The organism is Rhizobium sp. BK619, assembly GCF_014195245.1.
Lineage (GTDB): Bacteria > Pseudomonadota > Alphaproteobacteria > Rhizobiales > Rhizobiaceae > Rhizobium > Rhizobium acidisoli.
The window spans coordinates 258,459-277,762 of sequence record NZ_JACIBH010000009.1; the positions used below are offsets into that span (position 1 = coordinate 258,459).

At 60.8% G+C, this 19,304-nt stretch carries 18 protein-coding genes; 11 read left to right on the forward strand and 7 right to left on the reverse strand.

Features of this window, described 5'->3' with window-relative positions:
• Nucleotides 1–77 precede the first annotated feature (77 nt).
• The 3 genes from FHX14_RS18925 to FHX14_RS18935 all read right to left on the reverse strand — a co-directional run bounded on the left by FHX14_RS18925 (nucleotide 78) and on the right by FHX14_RS18935 (nucleotide 3,279).
• Complete coding sequence (locus tag FHX14_RS18925; protein ID WP_184378095.1) at nucleotides 78–920, reverse strand: carbohydrate ABC transporter permease; 843 nt, start codon at nucleotides 918–920, stop codon at nucleotides 78–80.
• Between the two features lie 5 nt (nucleotides 921–925).
• Entirely contained in the window at nucleotides 926–1,864 is a 939-nt protein-coding gene (locus FHX14_RS18930) for a sugar ABC transporter permease (protein WP_184378096.1), read from the reverse strand.
• 167 nt (nucleotides 1,865–2,031) lie between these two features.
• Complete coding sequence (locus FHX14_RS18935) at nucleotides 2,032–3,279, reverse strand: sugar ABC transporter substrate-binding protein (protein WP_097627983.1); 1,248 nt, start codon at nucleotides 3,277–3,279, stop codon at nucleotides 2,032–2,034.
• Between the two features lie 372 nt (nucleotides 3,280–3,651).
• Between FHX14_RS18935 and FHX14_RS18940 the strand changes: the two genes are divergently transcribed.
• On the forward strand, nucleotides 3,652–4,686 hold the full coding sequence (locus FHX14_RS18940) for a LacI family DNA-binding transcriptional regulator (protein WP_054185277.1): 1,035 nt from the start codon (nucleotides 3,652–3,654) through the stop codon (nucleotides 4,684–4,686).
• A 2-nt stretch (nucleotides 4,687–4,688) separates the two neighbouring features.
• Here FHX14_RS18940 and FHX14_RS18945 read toward each other — a convergent pair whose 3' ends face one another.
• Complete coding sequence (locus FHX14_RS18945) at nucleotides 4,689–5,642, reverse strand: alpha/beta hydrolase (protein ID WP_184378097.1); 954 nt, start codon at nucleotides 5,640–5,642, stop codon at nucleotides 4,689–4,691.
• Complete coding sequence (locus tag FHX14_RS18950) at nucleotides 5,639–6,787, reverse strand: Gfo/Idh/MocA family oxidoreductase (RefSeq protein WP_184378098.1); 1,149 nt, start codon at nucleotides 6,785–6,787, stop codon at nucleotides 5,639–5,641. Before FHX14_RS18950 ends, FHX14_RS18945 begins: the two co-directional genes overlap by 4 nt.
• Before the next feature lie 285 nt (nucleotides 6,788–7,072).
• On the opposite strand from FHX14_RS18950, the gene FHX14_RS18955 reads away from it, so the two are divergent.
• A complete protein-coding gene (locus FHX14_RS18955) occupies nucleotides 7,073–7,891 on the forward strand; it encodes a sugar phosphate isomerase/epimerase (protein WP_184378099.1) in 819 nt (272 codons plus the stop codon).
• 82 nt (nucleotides 7,892–7,973) lie between these two features.
• On the opposite strand, the gene FHX14_RS18960 is transcribed toward FHX14_RS18955, so the two are convergent.
• Nucleotides 7,974–8,735, reverse strand: coding sequence for a DeoR/GlpR family DNA-binding transcription regulator (locus FHX14_RS18960; protein ID WP_037074100.1), 762 nt, complete (start codon nucleotides 8,733–8,735; stop codon nucleotides 7,974–7,976).
• Nucleotides 8,736–8,982: 247 nt separating this feature from the next.
• On the opposite strand from FHX14_RS18960, the gene FHX14_RS18965 reads away from it, so the two are divergent.
• The 8 genes from FHX14_RS18965 (at nucleotide 8,983) to FHX14_RS19000 (ending at nucleotide 16,722) form a co-directional block, all read left to right on the forward strand.
• Nucleotides 8,983–9,783, forward strand: a complete 801-nt coding sequence (locus tag FHX14_RS18965) for a class I fructose-bisphosphate aldolase (RefSeq protein ID WP_184378100.1) — start codon at nucleotides 8,983–8,985, stop codon at nucleotides 9,781–9,783.
• A gap of 3 nt (nucleotides 9,784–9,786) precedes the next feature.
• On the forward strand, nucleotides 9,787–10,728 hold the full coding sequence (locus tag FHX14_RS18970; protein WP_184378101.1) for a PfkB family carbohydrate kinase: 942 nt from the start codon (nucleotides 9,787–9,789) through the stop codon (nucleotides 10,726–10,728).
• Nucleotides 10,729–11,056: 328 nt separating this feature from the next.
• Entirely contained in the window at nucleotides 11,057–12,205 is a 1,149-nt protein-coding gene (gene ugpC, locus FHX14_RS18975; protein WP_184378102.1) for a sn-glycerol-3-phosphate ABC transporter ATP-binding protein UgpC, read from the forward strand.
• 103 nt (nucleotides 12,206–12,308) lie between these two features.
• On the forward strand, nucleotides 12,309–13,385 hold the full coding sequence (locus FHX14_RS18980; protein ID WP_184378103.1) for a Gfo/Idh/MocA family oxidoreductase: 1,077 nt from the start codon (nucleotides 12,309–12,311) through the stop codon (nucleotides 13,383–13,385).
• On the forward strand, nucleotides 13,385–14,230 hold the full coding sequence (locus FHX14_RS18985) for a sugar phosphate isomerase/epimerase (protein ID WP_184378104.1): 846 nt from the start codon (nucleotides 13,385–13,387) through the stop codon (nucleotides 14,228–14,230). Before FHX14_RS18980 ends, FHX14_RS18985 begins: the two co-directional genes overlap by 1 nt.
• Complete coding sequence (locus FHX14_RS18990) at nucleotides 14,227–15,036, forward strand: alpha/beta hydrolase (protein WP_184378105.1); 810 nt, start codon at nucleotides 14,227–14,229, stop codon at nucleotides 15,034–15,036. The genes FHX14_RS18985 and FHX14_RS18990 overlap by 4 nt, the downstream gene beginning before the upstream one ends.
• A 4-nt stretch (nucleotides 15,037–15,040) precedes the next feature.
• Nucleotides 15,041–15,742 carry a ribulose-phosphate 3-epimerase gene (locus FHX14_RS18995; RefSeq protein WP_184378106.1) on the forward strand — a complete coding sequence of 234 codons (702 nt, stop codon included), beginning with the start codon at nucleotides 15,041–15,043 and terminating at the stop codon, nucleotides 15,740–15,742.
• Between the two features lie 14 nt (nucleotides 15,743–15,756).
• The gene (locus tag FHX14_RS19000; RefSeq protein WP_184378170.1) at nucleotides 15,757–16,722 is read left to right on the forward strand and encodes an ROK family protein; all 966 of its coding nucleotides are present in this window, start codon (nucleotides 15,757–15,759) and stop codon (nucleotides 16,720–16,722) included.
• A gap of 39 nt (nucleotides 16,723–16,761) precedes the next feature.
• Here FHX14_RS19000 and FHX14_RS19005 read toward each other — a convergent pair whose 3' ends face one another.
• Complete coding sequence (locus FHX14_RS19005) at nucleotides 16,762–17,775, reverse strand: substrate-binding domain-containing protein (protein WP_054185265.1); 1,014 nt, start codon at nucleotides 17,773–17,775, stop codon at nucleotides 16,762–16,764.
• Nucleotides 17,776–18,044: 269 nt separating this feature from the next.
• Here FHX14_RS19005 and FHX14_RS19010 point away from each other — a divergent pair, with 269 nt between their 5' ends.
• On the forward strand, nucleotides 18,045–19,304 hold the full coding sequence (locus tag FHX14_RS19010) for an ABC transporter substrate-binding protein (RefSeq protein WP_184378107.1): 1,260 nt from the start codon (nucleotides 18,045–18,047) through the stop codon (nucleotides 19,302–19,304).

A 19,304-nucleotide genomic window follows, 5' to 3' on the forward strand; every position in this document is an offset into this window, starting at 1 on the left:
GCCTAAGAAGAATTGGATCCAAGCTCGGCAGGCTTGGTCAGCGCGGATCGCTCCGGTCTTCGTCCTTCCGGCCGCGCTCAGCTTTTGACCGAACCGGCGGTCATGCCCGCCAGGAAATAGCGTTGGGCAACCAGGTAAAGCACCAGGAGGGGTAGGGAGCCGAGCACGCTCATCGCCATCATTTCATTCCATTCGAAAGCGTGCTGGCCCATCAGCAGCTGGATGCCGATCGGAACGGTTCTGAGATCCATCGATTTTGTCAGCGTCAGCGCGAAGAGGAATTCGTTCCAGGCCAGCAGAAACGTATAGACCGCGGTGGCGACGATCCCGGGGATGGAGACCGGCACGATGACGCGCCACAGCGCCGTCCAGCTCGAGCCGCCGTCGACAAGCACGGCCTCGTCCAATTCCTTCGGCAAGGTGTTGAGGTAGCCAGTCATCAGCAGGACGGCGTAAGGCAGGGTGAAGACCATATAGGTGAGGATCAGCGCCAGATAGGTGTCGAAGATCCTGAAGGCGACGACCATACCGAAATAGGGGATGAGAAGAGTGATCGGCGGAACGGTCTGCGTGCTGATGATGAAGATATTCAGGGTGTTCTTGAAGCGGAACGAGTAGCGGCTGAAGCCGTAGGCGGTCAGGATGGCGATGACGAGGGTCAGGCAGGTGACGACGCCGGCGACAAAGTAACTGTTGATGAAGAACCGCACTTTCACCGGATCATTGAAGATCGTCAGATAGGCGGCCACGGTAAAATCCTCCGGCAAAAGCCGCGGCGGAAGAGCGAAGATTTCCGTGTTCGATTTCAGCGAGCTGAAAAACATCCAGACGATCGGGAAGGTCGAAAAGATGAGACCGACCGCCAGCCCGAGATAGGTGAGGATGGTCGGCAGTATCGAGTTCTTGGAACGCTTTGCCATGGCGGTCACCTGCGCTGCTGGTGTTTGATGTAGAAGTAGGTAACGCTCATCGAAATGATGAGGATGATCATTGCGCTCGCCGAAGCCAGCGAAAATTCATATTGGGAGAAGGCAAGCTTGTAGGTGAAGGTGGAGAGCACTTCCGTCGAATAGATCGGACCGCCGCCCGTCGTCATCCACACGAGCGGAAAAACCTGCATTGTCCAGATGAAGTCGAGAAGCGCGATGCTGATGATGATCGGCATCAGTTGCGGAATGGTGATGTACCAGAATTTTTCCAGTTCGTTGGCGCCGTCGATCCCGGCTGCCTCGTAGAGTTCCTTCGAAATGCCTTGGAGACCGGCAAGCAGGCTGACCATGTAGAGCGGATAACCCGCCCAGATGTTTGCAAAGGTCAGTGCGTGAATGGCGGTGTGGGTCGAGGAGAACCACTCGACTTTGAAGTTGATGATATTAAGCGCCATCAGCACGCTGTTGACGACGCCGTTCGGGTCGAGCAGCAAGCGCCAGATGATGGCGATGATGACGGCGGTGAACAGCCACGGCAGGATGAAGAGCACACGCAATATGCTCCTGATAAGCGGATCGACGCGGTTAGTGTTCAACAGCAGCGCGAAAGCCAGGCCGATGATAAAGTGGAAGACGACGCTCATGACCGTGAAATACATCGTCTGGCCGACCGACTGCCAGAAGACCGGATTTTCGAAGATGGTCAGGTAATTCTGGACGCCTGCGAAGGCAGCGTCCTTTTTCATGATGGCGCCGTCCATCAATGAATATTTGAAGACCATCACCATCGGGAACAGCATCAGCAGGACAAGCAAAAAGGTCGCCGGCGACACGTAGAAATACGGCACCAGTTTCCTCAAGGTGCTGTAACGAAGCCATCTTTTCTTCCGCGCGTTGACTTGCGCAGCCACCAGAGCCGGAGCGGAATGATTCATGAGCTGTGACTTCCCATTCTGCCGAGATTTGACGACTTATGCCGGCAGCGCCACGTCGCGCTGCCGGAGGTCTCGTGAAAGCGATCTCGTGAAGGCTGTGTGCTTTCGTCCTTTGTTTTATGCCTGTCGTTATCCCGGAACCGCTGCGCACTTCCGGGCGACAGGCATCAGAACTTCGCGAGCCAGGCCTTCTCGGTATTGGCAGCCGCGTCCTTGGCCGACTGGCCGCCGTCGAACATCTTCTGAACTTCGACGTTCATGTCGCGCATCAGCTCTTCGGCAACCGGCAGGCCGACGAATTCGTTGGCAGGATAGCCGCTCTGGAAGATTTTGAAAGCTTCGGCGAAGATCGGGTCCGATGCCACGAAGTCCGGCTTGGCATGGACGTTGCCGGGGAAGGCGTTGGCAATCGACACCAGGCGGCCGTTGACGTCCGGGCTCATCAGGTATTCCACCAGCTTCCAGGCTTCTTCCTTATGCTTGCTGCCCTCGCTGATGCCGATGCCCCAGGACGCATAGGGCATGCCGCGTTTGCCGGTATAGCCGTCGGTGGCCGGCAAGGCGGAGATGCCGAACTTGAGCTTCGGATTGCGTTCGCGGATGAGATTCACATGGGCGAGGGAATCGACCATCATGCCGACGCGGCCGTTGACGAATTCCTCGACCTTGTCCTGTTCCTTCTTGGCGAAAATGCCGGGAGAAATAACGCCTTCCTTGTTGAGGGAAGCCAGATAATCTAGCGTGCCGACGACCGCCTCATTTTCGAGGTCAGGCTTGCCGTCCTTCATCATCGAGGCGCCGGAGGCCCAGACCCAGGACATCACGTCATTCTGGATTCCGCTCGGAGACTGCAGCGATAGCGGCAGAACCCAGCCATACTGGTTCTTTGACGCGTCGGTCATCTTCTTGGCGGCTTCGGCAAATTCCGTGCGCGTGGTCGGCAGCTTGTCGACGCCCGACGCCTTGGCGATATCGAGGTTGACGAAGACGGGATAGACGAAGGATGCCAGCGGGAACATCACGCTCTTGCCGTCGACCTTGACGATATCGGTGATCTGGCTCTTGTCGTATTTCGCCTTCTCCATCAGTTCGTCCATGGAGGCGATCGCGCCCTGCTTGGAGAGACCGTTGACCCAGGCGCCATCCAGGCCGACGACGTCGCTTAAGGTCCCGGAGGCGGCGCCGACGACGATCTGGTCACGGGTCGTGGCATAGGGACCGCTGACGAGCGTCACCTTGATGCCGGGATTTGCCGCTTCGAAATCGTTCATGATGCCGCGCAGTGCGCCGGACGGCATTTCCGGTTCCCACCATTGAATGAATTCGATGGTGGTGTCGGCGAACGCCGAGGTGGCGCAAAGCGCCCACACCGCCACGGCAGCCCGCATGGTCACGCTGAATTTTCTGATATTCATCTGTGCCTCCCATAGATTGTCAGTGATCGATCCTCCTCAAGACCGTAGGCAAATTAGGTTCCCTGAGGCGCCTTTCTGTCAATGAAGAAATGCGACGCGGGAAAAAATTGACGGCCGCGTGGGCGATGTGTGCCTTTATAAATCATTGATAAAAAAGTGTATTATCCAATGTCGCGACCGAGATTTTTTCGCAGAATTTGTATTGCTTGTGATGCATTTTTTCTTTACTTTCGTAAACAAATGAAAGTTTGCAGCCGCCGGCATGGGAGAGGAACGGGTGGATGGAGGCAACTATTTCGTGTTTAGAAAAGCAGTGCCGCCACTGCGATTATCAATCCGATCCAAGGTGATCATCCCGCCGTAAGGAACTGAATGGCCAAGAAGAGTTATAAATCGATGGATGATTTCGCGACCGCCTCCGGCGTGTCGCGTCCGACGCTGTCGAAATATTTCAATGATCCCTCGCAGATCAAAGAGGTGACACGCAAGCGCATCGAGGCGGCTCTCAAGAAGTCGAATTTCGAGCCGAACCTTTTCGCGCGGCATCTCAATCGCAAACGGACCAGGAATATCGGGATCCTGGTCCCGACCATGTCGGACCCCTTTTATGTGCAGGTCGTGTCGCTGATCGAACTCGAGTTGCGCGACAAAGGATTTTGGCCGGTCCAGATCTCGTCGCACACGCGGCCGGAGCTGGAGGCGGAGGCGGTGCGGACCTTGCTGTCGCTGAAGGTGGCAGGCGCGATCGTGGCGCCGCTCGGGGCCGGCTCGCGCCGCTCCGCGCTGGAAAGGCTGAAGGACGCGATCCCTGTCGTCTGCTTCGACAATCCTGCCAGCGGCGATCTTCCTTATGTCGGCAACGACAACGCCCAAAGCATGGCAGCCATTGTGCAATATCTCTGCCGGTCCGGTGAGCCGCCGATATTCCTGGAAATTCCGCATCTGACGGAAAACGCCGGCGAGCGGCAGGCGAGCTACCGTGCGACCATGACAAGGGAAGGGCATTCGCCGCTGGTCATCGATTGCGACGCACCGCCGTCCTGGGAGTTCGAGCGTCTCGGATACGAGCAGATGCAGAGGATTCTTGCGCGTGGCGGCCTGCCCGGCAAAACTCTGCTCTGCGCCAACGACCGCTTCGCTTTCGGCGCCATGGCGGCGGCCTTCGCGTCCGGCTTGAAAATCGGCCGCAGCGACGGCTGCGACGTGCGGATTGCCGGGCACGACGACCACCCGCTCAGCCGGTATACCTGCCCGTCGCTGACGACGATGGCCCAGAACGCACCGGAGATCGCGGCAAAGTCGGTGGAGCTGCTGCTTTCTCATATTGAAAGCGAGGACGAGGGGACGACCCCTTCAACGAACAGGGTGATCCTGGAAGCGACGCTGGTGATGCGCGACTCGGCTTGAGATCAGTCGTTGGTTGCGGCTGAACGGGCCAGCGCAGGGTCCATGGCGCACCATGCCGTTGCAATGGCTTCGAGAGCCTCCTGCGCCTCCGGAATGGCTCGTCGCTTCGAGACGAAGCCGTGGATCTGTCCGGGCCATGTCCGGCTTGTCGCCTGGGCTTCCGAGCTGAGCCGCTCGGCATAGAGGGCGCCTTCGTCGAACAGCACGTCGTGGCCGGCAAGGATGACGACGGCGGGCGCCACGCCCGCCAGCGACGTTGCGCGAAGCGGCGAGGCCCGCCAGTCGGATCCGCTCGCAGGGTCCGGCAGATAGTGGTCCCGGAACCATCGCATCGCCGCTGCCGTCAGGCCGAAGCCTTCTGCGTAACGCAAATAGCTGTCGGTTGCCTGCGTCTGGTCGGTCACCGGATAGATCAGCACCTGGCCGATGACGGCCGGGACATGTCCGTCCCGCGCCAGAAGAGCGATGACGGCGGCGAGATTTCCGCCGGCGCTGTCGCCGCCAACGACAATTCGCGCCGGATCGATGCCGAGTGCATCGGCCTGATCCCTCATCCAGACGAGCGTGGCCGCGCAGTCCTCGATCGCCGCCGGAAAGGGATGTTCCGGGGCGAGGCGATAGTCGGGCGAAACCACGACGGCGCCGGCCATATTGGCAAGGCTCCGGCAGATGTCCTCATGGGTTTCCGGCGCGCCGATCACAAAGCCGCCGCCATGGAGATACAGCAAGGCGGGAGCCTGCTGGCGCGGCGCGGCGCGGCCGCGCCAGATCTTCAAACGGGTTGCGGCGGCATGTCTTTCCAGGATCTCCGCCACATCCTCGAGCGGCCACTGGATATCTGCGAAACCGTCCAGATACTGTTGCCGCGCCAGCGCCGGCGTACAGCTTTCCACCGGCTCCTGCGGCTCGCCAGGCCAGGCCAGTGCGCGTCTTGCGGATTCATCCAGTTGCGTCATGCGAGCAGGCTCCTTGCTTCGTCTTCCTGCAATTCCGCTGGTTGGGCAACGGTGCTCGGAATGGTCTGGGCGACACCGGTTTCACCTGCCCGGAGGATTGCTTCCATGACGTCGAGCACATGCAGTGCGAGATCGCCCGAAGCGCGGGGCGTACGGGCCTCGATGATGGCACGGGCGAGATCGGCAAGGCCAAGCATGCGGTAGTTGGCGCGGTCCGGCGCTGCAATCGGCCAGTTGACGGCGCCGAAGAGTGCGCCTGACGTATCGGTTTCCAGCCAGGGCGCGCCACGGCTGGAGAGCGCGACGCGGCCGCCGAAATTGTCCGGATCGGGCAGGCGCAGCGAGCCCTCTGTGCCGTGCAGCTCGATAGGGTGGTTGGAGTGGCGGAAGACGTCCCAGGAGGTGCCGAAGGTGACTGTGGCGCCGCAATCGAATTCCAGCAGCGAAAGCACGCTGGTCGGCGTGCCCACTTTGAACGTGGTGCCCTGTTTCGGCCCTTCGGCGGTAATGAGCCGTTCTTCCTGTCCGCTTGTGGCGACGGCCTGCACACGGCGGATCGGCCCCATCAGATTGACCATCATCGTCAGGTAATAGGGGCCCATGTCCATCACCGGGCCGGCGCCGGCCTGGTAGTAGAAGCTGGGATCAGGATGCCAATGCTCCATGCCGCGGCCCATCATGAAGGCTGTTCCCGTTACCGGCCTGCCGATAGCCCCGGCTTCCATCTGCCGTCGGGCATGGCGTCCGGCTGCCCCGAGGAAGGTGTCCGGTGCTGAACCGAGCATGAGGCTCCTTTCGGCGGCCGCATTGACCAGCAGGCGCCCTTCGGCGGCCGTGACGCCGAGCGGCTTCTCGGTGAAGACATGTTTGCCCGCCGACAGTGCCCGCATCGAAACATCGAAATGCGCAGCCGGGATCGTCAGGTTGAGGATGAGGTCGATGTTCGTATCGTCAATGAGGGAGTCGACGTCGGCCGCCCGAAGGTTAAACTCGGATGCGCGCCGCTTGGCGGCGTCTGCATTGATATCCGCACAAGCGGTGATTTCGACGCCGCGAAACAGCGGCGCATTGCGCATATAGGCGAGCGAAATGCTGCCGCATCCCACAACGCCGATCCTGAGTTTCATATGATTGGTCTGTGCCATCGAAGTATCTGACCTTGCCGTTCAGCGTTCGGAGAGTTGGGGTGCGTTGTGTTGACTGCGCGAGGAATAAATTATGTTGACGCACGGTAACATTTTCCCCTACGAAATGACAAGACGCTGGGAGGCTTCGCAATTCCCCGGGGGAAAACCCTTCGTTCGGGATATCGACCCTTCTTGAAGAAAGCATTTTTGGAAATGCCGGATACCAGGTGCCCCGACGTCGTCTGCGCGGAGGGTCTGGATTCGATATCGGCTGTCGCCAACGAAATAGGTCAGGACCAACTCATGAACAATGCTGCGCTGAAGATCGGCTGCCAGACATTCACCTGGGAAATGCTGGGCAAGGGATGGAGCGGTGGGCCGGATGATCTGGTGCGCGCCATCGCCGATGGCAGATATGCCGGTCTTGAGATCACCGACACGATGATCGGTCACTACGCGCTCGATCCAGCCGGCTTTGCCCGGACACTCGCGGATGCCGGTTTGACGCTGGTTTCCTTTGCCTTCGGCTCCGCCAGCGGTTTCACGGTGGCGGAAAAGATCGCCTCCGATCTGGAGACGGCCCGGCGATGGGTGGATTTCGCAGCAAACTTTCCCGGTGCGATGGTGTCGATGGGATCGGCCACGGTCGTCTCGGATGGTCCGCGCGAGGAGAAGTTCGCCATCGCGGCGGAGTGCTATAATCATGCGACCGAGATCGGACGATCGTCCGGCGTTGCCGTTGCCGTCCACCCTTCCTCGCACCACAATACGCTGCTCTTCACCCGGGCCGACTATGACCGGCTGTTTTCTCTTTTGGATCCACGCGTGGGTTGGGTGCCGGATACCGGCCATATCCTGCGTGGCGGCCAGGAGATCGACGACACGCTTTCGGCCTACCGTGACCGTATCCGCTACGTGCACCTGAAGGATGTCGATGCCGGCGGGATCTGGGCGATGCTCGGCGAAGGCGTCTGCGATGTGCCGGCGGTGATTTCGGCCGTTCGGGAGGCGCCCGAGTTCACCGGCTGGATCGTGGTGGAAGAAGAGTCGGATCATGCCGGAACCGATCCGGCCACGGCAGTTCGCAAGAACCGCGAGACGCTTCGACGACTGGGGTTTTAGGCGACTTCGTTTTCCCGGCCGCGGCCGAAACCTTTCGCGAGGTTCTCCCGGCTCCGGACTAGGTTGGGAGGCTGCCTGCCCGTCACGCGTAGCGCACCTCCACGCCGAGCTTGTCCAGCCGGTGGCGGATGCTGTGCGGCATGTTGCTGTCGGTGATGATCAGATCGACGCGCGACAGCGAGAAGGCTTTGGAGGAGGCGCCGATGTCGAACTTGCTCGAATCCGCCACGAGCACGACGCGCCGGGCCATGCGAACCAGGTTGCGCTTGGTGCGCGCCATATCCTCGGAAACATCGACGACGTCGAAGGCCTGATCGATCGCATGAGCGCCGACAAAGGCCTGGTGGGCGACAAGTCCGCCGACCGCCTTGTCGGAATCCGAGACGATCGTGCTGACGGTGCTGGGGAACACCCGGCCGCCGATCATGTGCACGTCGAGCCCCGGCCGGTACATCAGATGCTGGGCGATGTTCATCGCCGTCGTCGCAACCACGACGTTGTTGACCGGCGGCATTTGCATGGCCACCTGCAGCAGCGTCGAGCCGCTGTCGAACACGATCGACTGGTTGTCGATGATCTGCCGCGCGGCCATCTGGGCAATGCGCCGCTTCGCATCGAAATTGCGCTGCATGCGCTCCTCGAAGGCTGCGGCCGGCGAGTCGGACGGCAGGGCGATTGCCCCGCCATGCGTTTTGATCAGCTGCTTTTTCGCGTCCATGATTTCGAGGTCGGAGCGGATCGTCACTTCCGAGACCTCGAAGAATTCCGCGAGCTGGCGGGTGCGCGCCTGGCCGACCCGTTGAAGTTCCAGCATGATCTGCTGCCGCCGCTGTTCTGCAAGCATATGCGATCCCGACTGCGCGCGCTCTTTGGAACAACGCACCTTTTGAAAAACGAAAGATTGCCGCATCTTCCTGCAGCCTCTTCCGCAAAAATAGCCGCTACGCCGCCGAAATGCACGTCAAAAAATCTCTTTCCATGTGAAAAACGAAAGAATTCGAAATATTGAACATTTGTTTGCTTTCGAGTTAGGATTTTCTCAGCAACGACGCCGGCAGTCGCAACGCCGCAATCGCAAAGGAAGTCTCGCCATGGGTCTCGGAACCAAAATTCGCCTCGCACGCTTGTTCTCGAACCCCTCGGGCCATTTGTTTGGCGGCGCGGTCGATCATTTTGTCGGTTATGGCAATGTCCGGGAGGGCGGGCTTGCCGATCTGCCGGGGGCGCTGAGGCGCGTCATGGCCGGAGGGCCCGACTACATCAGCATCCAGCCGGGCGCGGCCCGCCACCTCTGGTCGGACTATGCCGGCAAGGCAGCCCTCGTCATTCAGGGCGGCTGCTTTACGGCCGACGACCGGATTCGCCAGCTCATCGCCACCCCGGAAGACGCGGTCCGCTATGGCGCGGATGCTCTGGCTGTCGCCATCCCCGTGCGCGGCGCCACCGAGGGAGAGTACATCCGCTGGCTCACCGATACGGTCAACGCTGCCGCCCGCTTCGAGATGCCGGTCGTCGCCCACGTCTATCCCCGCGATTTCTCCGACGGCGGCAAGATCGTGTTCACCCCGGATGAAATCGCCTATGCGGTGCGCATCGGTTTCGAGGCCGGCGTCGACGTGATCAAGGTCGGCTACACCGGAGATTTCGAATCCTTTCGGGAGACCGTCGCCACCTGCCCGATTCCGGTCGTGATCGCCGGCGGCCCGAAGACTGATACGCTGCTTGGCGCGCTCGTCCAGACATCGGAAGCCTTGCGGGCTGGCGCCAAAGGGGCGGTCGTCGGCCGCAACCTGTGGGGTCACGGCGATACGACCATGGCCGCGCGCGCCTTCAAGCTCGTCATCCATAAGGGGATGGCGCCAGAGGAGGCGCTGGCGGCTGCCGGTGTGTGAAACGTGTTGCGCCCGCTCCAGGTTCTGGGCTTCGGCGCCCTTGCCATCGATGACATCATCTATGTCGATCGCGGCCTTTCGGCCGGCAAGGGGAAGGTGACGAAGCGTGCCACGGACCACGGCGGCAACGTGGCGACGGCCCTGGTTGCCGTCGCCCGGCTCGGCGGGCGCGCCGGCTTTATCGGCTGGCTCGGCGATGAACCTGCGACCGACCCGGCCGGTGCCGAACTTGAGCGTGAGGGCGTCGACATATCCCTGGCGCCCCGCCACGCCGCTGCCGCGCCGATCCGCTCCGTGATCACCGTCGCTCCCGACGGCGACCGGTTCATCGCCTATGACGACGATGTGCTGCACGGCACATCCGATGCGCTGCCCGATGACGTCTTGATCCAGGCCCCGGTCCTGCTGATCGATGGATATGCCATGCATTCGGAAAGCGTGGTGGCGCGGGCGCGGGCGCTCGGGCTTGCCGTGATAGCCGATATCGAATGGACGGTCGGGGCGGCGACGGACCGGCTTCTCGCCTTCGCCGACCATCTGGTGCTGCCGCTCGCTTTCGCCAGAGAGTACACCGGTGAAGATGATCCAAGGACCATCCTGGAGAAGCTCTGGTCAACGGATCGGTCCGCTGTCGTGCTGACAGATGGCGAACGAGGGGCCTGCCTTCGCCAGAAAGGCGATCCCACCCGGTGGTTTTTGCCGGCTTATCAGGTTCAGGCGGTCGACACGACCGGCGCCGGCGACTGTTTTCACGGGGCCTACGCTCTTGCCCTTGCCGAGGGCAAAGCCCCACTTGATTGCGTAGCCTATGCCACGGCGGCTGCTGCCATTTCCGTGACCGCACGCGGAGGGCGCCGGGGCCTTCCCGACAACCGGACCTGCCTGGCATGGATGGCAGGGGAAAATGCGCCGGCGCCGCGCCCGATTCCTGGATGTCACGATTAGTGTGCCGTTAGTCGGTGTCGACCTGGCTGGCCGCCCGAGCAGAACAACACCTTGATCGCAGGGTTTAAAGATCCTTCAAAGCTGTCGCGCCGGTTATAAAAGTTACGCGCGTAAAAAAATATTAGCGCGCAGATTAATCTTAATTTTCGGATAAAATGTTAAATATTTCAATTGGATATGGCGAGATCTCGAAAACGAGGACGCGAAATGCGATCGATTCTTTTGTTGACATTGAAGCTCAGGCCTGAGCTTTCTTGTCGAAAGGATCGGAGGTGGCGGGAAGAGCGCCGGTCGAAGACGTGAGCGGACTGACACGGGAGGATGAGACGTGGCTGTGGTTGTACTGGACAAAATCTGCAAGACCTATGGAAACAGCTACCATGCGATCAAGGATCTGAGCCTGACGATCCATGATGGTGAGTTTCTGATCCTGGTCGGCCCGTCCGGATGCGGAAAATCGACCGCGCTCCGCATGATTGCCGGGTTGGAGGAAATCAGCAGCGGAACCTTGAGCATCGGCGGTCAGGACGTCGTCGATCTCGCGCCGAAGGACCGGGATATTGCCATGGTCTTCCAGAGTTATGCGCTTTATCCGCACATGACGGTGTTCGACAACATTGCCTTTTCGATGAAGCTGGCCGGAAAGACCAAGGCCGAGCGAACCAAGCGCGTTCACGAGATCGCCAAGATCCTGCAGCTGGAAAGCCTGCTCGGCAACAAGCCGGCCCAGCTTTCCGGCGGCCAGCGCCAGCGTGTTGCGATGGGCCGCGCCATGGTCCGCGAGCCCGCGGCATTCCTGATGGATGAACCGCTTTCCAACCTCGATGCCAAGCTGCGTGTGCAGATGCGCGCCGAGATCGCCAGCCTGCAGCGGCAGCTGGGCGTGACGACGATTTACGTGACGCATGATCAGACCGAAGCTTTGACGATGGGCGATCGCGTCGCGGTACTGAAGGGCGGCGTGCTCCAGCAGGTGGACACGCCCAAGGCCCTCTATCATCGCCCGGTCAATGCGTTTGTCGCAGGCTTCATCGGTTCGCCGTCGATGAACCTCTTCGAAGGGCGTCTGGAGGGCATGCGGATCCATCTGCCAGGCTTCTCCATCCCTCTGTCCGACAGCGCCTTCGAGCGGGCTCCCGGCCTTTCCGCCTTCGAGGGGAAGGCGCTGATCTTTGGTGTCAGGCCCGAGGACCTCTATGACAGCCGGTTGCCGTCCGGAGCCTCCTATCCGACGATCCCGGTTGTCGTGAAGTCGATCGAGGAGCTCGGCTCCGAGTTGATCGTGCATTTGAAGATCGAGGCGGTCCGGATCGACTCGGGCGACCCCGATGCCGTCGAAGATTTGAGCGGTGCCGCCAACGCCGTCGCCCGCTTCGAGGCCGTCAGCACGGTCGAGACGGGCCAATCGATCAATCTGGCAATCGACCCGGCGAAACTGCACTTTTTCCATCCTCAAACGCATATGGCTTTGAACTGACTAGGCAGATCCGGGAGGTGCTGATTGCAGTTCGACTAAGGGCCATTCCTTTCGGCGCCGAAACCGGCGTTTATCTTCAACATTCGACCTAGAGAGCTTATCGATGCCAGCAAAACAGCAACAACGCCTCCGCATCGGCGTACTGGGAGCGGGCCAGATTGCCCAGGCCGCGCACTTCGAGAGCTGCACGAAGGCTGTGAATGCCGATCTCTATGCGATCTGCGACGTCGCCGCGGATCTGCGCGAACGTATGGCAATCACCCATGGAGCTGGTAAAACCTACGACGACTACGACAAGATGCTTGCCGATCCCGACCTCGATGCGGTGATCATCGCGACCGCCGATGCCTTTCACGTCCCGGCCTCCATTCGCGCCCTTCAGGCGGGCAAGCATGTGCTGTGCGAGAAACCCGTCGGGGTCACCGTCGAGGAATGCCTGGAACTGAAGGCTGAAGTCGACAAGTCGGGAAAGGTGTTTCAGGTCGGGCATATGAAGCGTTTCGACGCAGGGCTCCAGGCGGCCAAATCCTTCATCCGTGACGAGATGGGTGAGATGGTTGCCCTGAAAGCATGGTATTGCGACAGCACCCACCGTTATCCGATGACCGATGCGGTCCAGCCCCTGATCGTTGCCAGCGCCAATGCGCGAAAACCCTCCGGCAATCCGAAAGCCGACCTGCGCCGCTATTATATGCTGGCGCATGGTTGCCACCTGATCGACACGGCCCGTTATTTCGCCGGCGATATCGTTTCCGTCACTGCGCGTCTGTCCGAGCGGGCCGGTATCTGGTGCTGGTTCGTCGACGTGGTATTTGCCTCCGGCACGCTCGGCCATCTCGATCTCACCGTCCAGGTGCGCATGGATTGGCACGAAGGTTTCCAGATCTATGGCAAGAACGGCAGCATTTTGGGCAAGACCTATAACCCGTGGTACTACAAGACCAGCGAGGTCGACATTTTCCGGGAAGCCGATGGCGCGACCCATCGCGTTCTCGGTGCCGACGGCCATTTCTATCGCCGTCAGGTCGAAGGCTTCGCCCGCACCATTCTGGATGGCGCGGTGATGGAAGGCGCCGACATCGATGACGGCCTGGCTTCAGTCCGGGCCATGGTCGCCGTCGCACGCTCCGCCGAAAGCGGCAAGCCGGTCGCGCTGGCCGATGTCACGGGTGGCGTGTGATGAAGCTCGGCATTTTCGCAAAGACCTTCGACGGAACAGAGCCCTCGACTGTCCTCAATTCGGTTGCGCAGGCCGGGTTTACCGCAGCACAATACAATATGGCCTGCTCGGGTCTGCCGCCGATGCCGGAGACGATTACCGAGGCCCAGGCCCGCGCGGTCACGGAGGCGGCGCGCAAAACTGGTGTCGAGATCGTCGCGGTTTCCGGCACCTACAACATGATCCATCCCGATACCGCCGTGCGCGAAACAGGCCTCCGCAATTTGGAGACGCTGGCCGCGCGCTGCGCCGGCATGTCGACCGCCCTGATCACGCTCTGCACCGGCACACGCGACCCCATCGACCAGTGGAAGGCGCACGCCGACAACGACACGCCGGCGGCCTGGCGCGATCTCCTCGAAGCCATGGAAGCGGCCATCGCAATCGCCGAGCGCTATGATGTGGACCTCGGCATCGAGCCCGAGCTTGCCAATGTCGTCAACTCGGCTGAGAAAGCCCATCGGCTGATCGCCGCGCTGAAGAGCCCCCGCGTCAAGATCGTGCTCGATCCGGCCAATCTTTTCGAGGTTGCGACGCTGGAGGAGCAGCGGCGCATCGTGTCTTCAGCCATCGATCTTCTGGCCGATCGGATCGTCATGGCGCATGCGAAAGATCGCAATCCCGACGGCAGTTTCGCGACCGCCGGCAAGGGCGTCCTCGACTACCCGCATTATCTCGGCCGTCTCAAGGCAATCGGCTTTGGCGGCAGTCTCGTCACACACGGTCTTTCGGCCTCGGAGGCTGCCGGTGCGGCCTCCTTTCTGAAAGGGACTCTCGACGGCGAAGGCGTGGGGAGAGGACGATGAGAGGGGCTCAACCGTTCGCAACCAGCGACGGGACCATTCTCAACATCGACATGGCGGGCGAGGGCGCCTCGGCAATCTTCCAGCATGGTCTGTGCGGAGACGCGGCGCAGACGGACGAGGTCTTTCCGCTCGAAACCGGATATCGCCGGGTTACGGTCGAAGCCCGCGGCCATGGCCGTTCCGCGGCCGGTAATGTTGAGCAGTTGTCGATTTCGACCTTCTGCGACGATATCGCCGCCTATATCGAGCAGAACCTTGAGCTGCCGGTTGTGGTCGGCGGCATTTCGATGGGGGCCGCGATCGCCTTGCGTCTCGCCGTCAAACGGCCCGATCTCGTCAAGGCGCTGATCCTGGCAAGGCCGGCCTGGCTGGCGGCATCGGCGCCGGACAATATGGCGCCGAATGCCGAAGTCGGCCGGCTTCTGAAGATCCTGCCACTGGGCGAGGCAAAGCAGGCATTCCTTGCCGGGCCTGTGGGCATGCGGCTCGCCGCCGAGGCGCCGGACAATCTCGCCTCGCTTGCCGGGTTTTTCTCCCGCACGCCTCTGGATGTGACCGCCGAGTTGCTGACCAGGATATCAAATGACGGCCCTGGTGTGACCGATGATGAGGTCGGCAATCTCGCCCTGCCGACCCTCGTCATAGGCCATGATCGCGACAGCATTCATCCTCTTGGCCACGCGCATGCTCTTGCCGCGCGGATTGCCGGCGCGCGTTTCGTGCAGATCACGCCGAAAACCGAGAGCCGTCCGCAATATGTCGCCGACTTTCGGCTTGCCGTCGGCAATTTTCTGAAGGAGCTCTGAAACGATGTCCACCCCCTCCAAAAGCTGGATCGAAGATCTTCCGAAGGATCGGCTGATTGCCGAATTCTCCGTCTGGTCGGCCGATCTCATGCGTCTCGCCGATGATCTCGGACGTGTCGATCCTCACGTCGACATCCTCCATATCGATGTCGCCGATGGCCATTTCGCGCCGGCGATGTTGTTTTTCCCCGATCTCGTGGCCGGCGTGCGCAAAGCCTCCGCGCGCCCGATCCATGTTCACTTGATGGTTGCCGACAGCATCATCCTGTCGCAGATCGAGCAGTTCGCCGATGCCGGCAGCGACCTGATCAGTCTTCATGTCGAAAACGAACGCGTCGCGGACCAGGCTCTCGATCTTCTCGATCGCCGCGGTGTCGCAGCCGGCATGGTTCTCAAGGTCGACACCCCCGTCGAGCGGATCGAGACATACGCTTCGCGGCTGCGTTTCGTGACGTTGCTTGGCACGGCGATCGGGGTGAAGGGCCAGGGCCTCGACGAGAAGGCCGGCGCCCGGCTTCAACAGGCAAAGCGGATCATCGCCGGCTGCGGTGCGGCCGATCGGATCGTATTGGCGGCCGATGGCGGCATTCGCGAGCACACGGTGCCGCTCCTGCGCCAGTCCGGTGCGGAAACGGTCGTTCTTGGTTCCCTGGCTTTCAATGCACCGTCGCTCGATGAGCGGATGGCATGGATGCGCGCGCTCTAACCGGTGGTCTTCACATGCAGCAGGTTGCCATTGGCATAGACCTCGGCGGAACGCAGGTGCGCGCTGCCCTTGTCGACGAACACGGCAGGATCCTGACGCGTGTGGCCGAACCGACGGATGCGCTGGCCGGCCCCGACCGGGTGCTCGCCCAGATTTGCGGCCTCGCCGATCGGCTGCTCGCAGCATCGAAGCCTGCTTCGGTGGTGGGCGTCGGCGTATCCGCCCCAGGCCCGCTCGATACGGTCACCGGTGTCGCAACCGATATCCCCACCCTTCCGGGCTTCGTCGATTTTCCGCTGAAGGCGGAGTTGCAGAAGCGGTTTGCCTTTCCGGTCGATCTCGAAAACGACGCCATTGCCGCGGCGATCGGCGAGTGGCAGTTCGGTATCGGCAAGGGGCTTGATAACCTCGTCTATGTCACGGTCAGCACCGGGATCGGCGGCGGCGTTATCTCGGATGGTCGGGTGGTGCGCGGCCGCAAGGGCATGGCAGCTCATGTCGGCCACATGTCGGTCGTGCCGAACGGCGAGCTTTGCCCTTGCGGCAACAGGGGCTGTTTCGAGGCCTATGGATCCGGGCCGGCATTTGCGCGGCGCGCGCAAATGCGGGCAATGGAAAGCCGCGACACAACGCTAGGCAGCAACGGCGGCGCCCTCGACAGCCGCAGCGTTTTCGCGGCGGCTAGAAATGGCGATCGTCTCGCAAATCAACTGGTCGATGAGGAAGCGGAGATTCTCGGCCGCGGCTTCACCAGCCTGATCCATATTTTCAGTCCCGATATCATCGTCATGGGGGGAGGGCTCTCGCACGAGTTCGACCGTCTGCAGCCGGGTATTCAAGCCTATATCAGCCAATGGGCAATGCCGGCATTCAAGGATGTCAAGGTGATGCTGGCGGCATTGGATCAGAACTCGGGCCTTGTCGGCGCGGCGGCTCTGGCGTTCTTGGCGGGGAAGGTCGCTCCGATCGATCATCTTTAGAGGACACTCGGGTCCTGTCCGTGTCGAGAGGTTGCTCCGTCAGGGCGGTGGGGCGGTACTTTCCCTGAGGATCAGTTCGACCGGCCACAATTCATGGACCTCATCCGCGGCACGGCCGGCGATAAGCTGTAGCGTTAACTCAGCACAGCGCGTGCCCGCAGCTCGCATCGAGGATCGCGTCGTCGAGAGCGACGGCACCATGTTTTCGGCCGTCAGATAAGGGAAGACGTCGTCATGGGCGATGACCGAAACATCCTGTCCCACCGTCATCCCAAGCGAACGGACGGCCCGATAAACACCAAGCGCCGTCATCGTGGAGCCCGCGACGATGGCGGTCGGCGCATTCGCTCTCTCGAGGAAGGAGCGGGCATGGCGAAAGCCGCTTTCGTCGGAGAATTTATCGCAGACCATCAGGTTGGGATCGGCAGTTAGCCCACGCTCTTGATGCGCCAGCCGAAAACCCTGCTCGCGATGGATCGAATAGGTCTTGCCCCTGAGGCCGTTGATCATGGCGATGCGCCGGTGCCCGAGGTCGAGCAGGTGTTCGGTGGACCTGCGCACAGCATTTTCATTATCGATATCGAGCCAGGCGTGAACGTGCTCGGTCTCCGAGCGGCCGTGAACCAGGAAAGGCACGCCGAGGCTGTTCAGCATCTCGATCCGAGGGTCCCGGGGGCGTGGCGAATGAATGATCACTGCATCCACCCGGCGGCTTTCGACCAGGCGTCGATAGGCCTGGATCTCGTCGTCATCATTGTGTGCGGTGATGGGCGTGATGAGAATATCCGTATCGGCCGTTTCCAGGCGCTGCGCCATTCCCGACACGAATTCAGCGAAATGAATTTCTCCTGAACGTCCCATCATAACGCCTATCGCTCCGGCTCGTCCGGTCTTTAGCCGCACGGCATTGATATCGGGGCGATAGCCAAGCCGCATTGCTTCGCTTGCAACCCGGGCGCGCGTCGCTTCGCTCACCTCTGGGTAGCCGCTGAGCGCACGGCTGACCGTCGTCGGAGAAAGCCCAAGCTGCTTTGCAAATTCACGAAGTTTCATCGGATGTCTTCTTTATCTGGGCAATCAATGGACGATGCTTTGGCGATGCGCAACGGGCAAGCGCCTAATTCGACGGCGATTGAAATCGATTTCAATTCTACTGACTGGGGGTGTCACCTTTAGGCGCTAAAAAATGCCTCTTAAGCTGTATATGATGCCATGATCGACATGTTGCACAACTGTGAAGTGCCAATTTGTCGGCTTGACGCCGCCAAGACCTTCTGCAATGTTCTGCGGGCCAAATCGATTTCAATTTCTGGGAGGAGATCATGAAACAGTTTGCCTTGGCTTTATCCGCGCTCGCCGTCGCGGTCGCCGGCCCGATCCGCGCCGCCGAAATTTCGTTCGCCGCCAACACTACCGGGAAAAGCATCGAATTCCTGCAGAAGCAGGTTGCTGTTTTCGAGAAGGAGACCGGCAATCATGTCAAGCTCGTCACTATGCCATCATCGAGCAGCGAGCAGTTCTCCCAATACCGCTTGTGGCTTGCGGCTGGAAACAAGGACATCGATGTCTATCAGACCGACGTGATCTGGGCGCCGCAGCTTGCCGACCAGTTCATCGATTTGAAGGAGGCCACCAAAGACGTAGTCGGCCAGTTCTTCCCGTCGATTATCGCGTCGCAGACCGTCAATGGCCGGCTCGTGGCGCTGCCGTTGTTTACCGATGCTCCGGCGCTGTTTTACCGAAAGGACCTGCTCGACAAATACGGCAAGCAGCCGCCGAAAACCTGGGACGAGATGGCCGCAACGGCCAAAGAGGTTCAGGATAAAGAACGTCAGGCCGGACAGAAGGACCTCTGGGGCTACGTGTTTCAGGGCAATTCCTACGAAGGGCTGACCTGCAACGCGCTGGAATGGGTGAAGTCGTCGGGCGGCGGCCAGATCGTCGAGACGGACGGGACGATCTCCATCAACAATGAGAAGGCGGCTGCAGCAATCGAACGCGCCAAGGGCTGGATCGGCACGATCTCACCGCCAGGCGTGCTCGCCTATCAGGAAGAGGAATCGCGGGGCGTCTGGCAGACCGGCAACGCCGTCTTCATGCGCAACTGGCCTTATGCCTATTCCCTCGGCAATGGTGCCGACAGCGCTGTTAAGGGCAAGTTCGACGTGATGACGCTACCGGTCGCGGCCGCCGGCGACAAGCCGTCTTCGACGCTCGGCGGCTGGAATCTGGCGGTGTCGAAATACTCCGAAAAGCAGGAAGCGGCCATCGCGCTGGTAAAATTCCTGGCGTCGAAGGACGTTCAAAAGGCGCGTGCCGTCGAGCTGTCCAATTTGCCGACGCTGACGGACCTTTATGACGACATGGATGTTGCCGCGGCGCAGCCCTTCATGCCGAACTGGAAACCCATCTTCCAGGACGCGGTGCCGCGTCCTTCGGCGACGGCCAAAGTCAAGTACAATGAAGTGTCTTCGAAGTTCTGGACTGCAGTTCACAATACTCTGTCCGGCAGCGGCTCAGCTGCCGAGAACCTCGAGCTTCTCGAAGCCGACCTGACGACCCTCAAGGGCGACGCGTGGTGA

Bases quoted from the DNA above. Each gene is read 5' to 3' on its own strand.
- FHX14_RS18925 (WP_184378095.1), bottom strand. From the start codon at position 920: ATGGCAAAGCGTTCCAAGAACTCGATACTGCCGACCATCCTCACCTAT.
- FHX14_RS18930 (WP_184378096.1), bottom strand. From the start codon at position 1,864: ATGAATCATTCCGCTCCGGCTCTGGTGGCTGCGCAAGTCAACGCGCGG.
- FHX14_RS18935 (WP_097627983.1), bottom strand. From the start codon at position 3,279: ATGAATATCAGAAAATTCAGCGTGACCATGCGGGCTGCCGTGGCGGTG.
- FHX14_RS18940 (WP_054185277.1), top strand. From the start codon at position 3,652: ATGGCCAAGAAGAGTTATAAATCGATGGATGATTTCGCGACCGCCTCC.
- FHX14_RS18945 (WP_184378097.1), bottom strand. From the start codon at position 5,642: ATGACGCAACTGGATGAATCCGCAAGACGCGCACTGGCCTGGCCTGGC.
- FHX14_RS18950 (WP_184378098.1), bottom strand. From the start codon at position 6,787: ATGGCACAGACCAATCATATGAAACTCAGGATCGGCGTTGTGGGATGC.
- FHX14_RS18955 (WP_184378099.1), top strand. From the start codon at position 7,073: ATGAACAATGCTGCGCTGAAGATCGGCTGCCAGACATTCACCTGGGAA.
- FHX14_RS18960 (WP_037074100.1), bottom strand. From the start codon at position 8,735: ATGCTTGCAGAACAGCGGCGGCAGCAGATCATGCTGGAACTTCAACGG.
- FHX14_RS18965 (WP_184378100.1), top strand. From the start codon at position 8,983: ATGGGTCTCGGAACCAAAATTCGCCTCGCACGCTTGTTCTCGAACCCC.
- FHX14_RS18980 (WP_184378103.1), top strand. From the start codon at position 12,309: ATGCCAGCAAAACAGCAACAACGCCTCCGCATCGGCGTACTGGGAGCG.
- FHX14_RS18985 (WP_184378104.1), top strand. From the start codon at position 13,385: ATGAAGCTCGGCATTTTCGCAAAGACCTTCGACGGAACAGAGCCCTCG.
- FHX14_RS18990 (WP_184378105.1), top strand. From the start codon at position 14,227: ATGAGAGGGGCTCAACCGTTCGCAACCAGCGACGGGACCATTCTCAAC.
- FHX14_RS18995 (WP_184378106.1), top strand. From the start codon at position 15,041: ATGTCCACCCCCTCCAAAAGCTGGATCGAAGATCTTCCGAAGGATCGG.
- FHX14_RS19000 (WP_184378170.1), top strand. From the start codon at position 15,757: ATGCAGCAGGTTGCCATTGGCATAGACCTCGGCGGAACGCAGGTGCGC.
- FHX14_RS19005 (WP_054185265.1), bottom strand. From the start codon at position 17,775: ATGAAACTTCGTGAATTTGCAAAGCAGCTTGGGCTTTCTCCGACGACG.
- FHX14_RS19010 (WP_184378107.1), top strand. From the start codon at position 18,045: ATGAAACAGTTTGCCTTGGCTTTATCCGCGCTCGCCGTCGCGGTCGCC.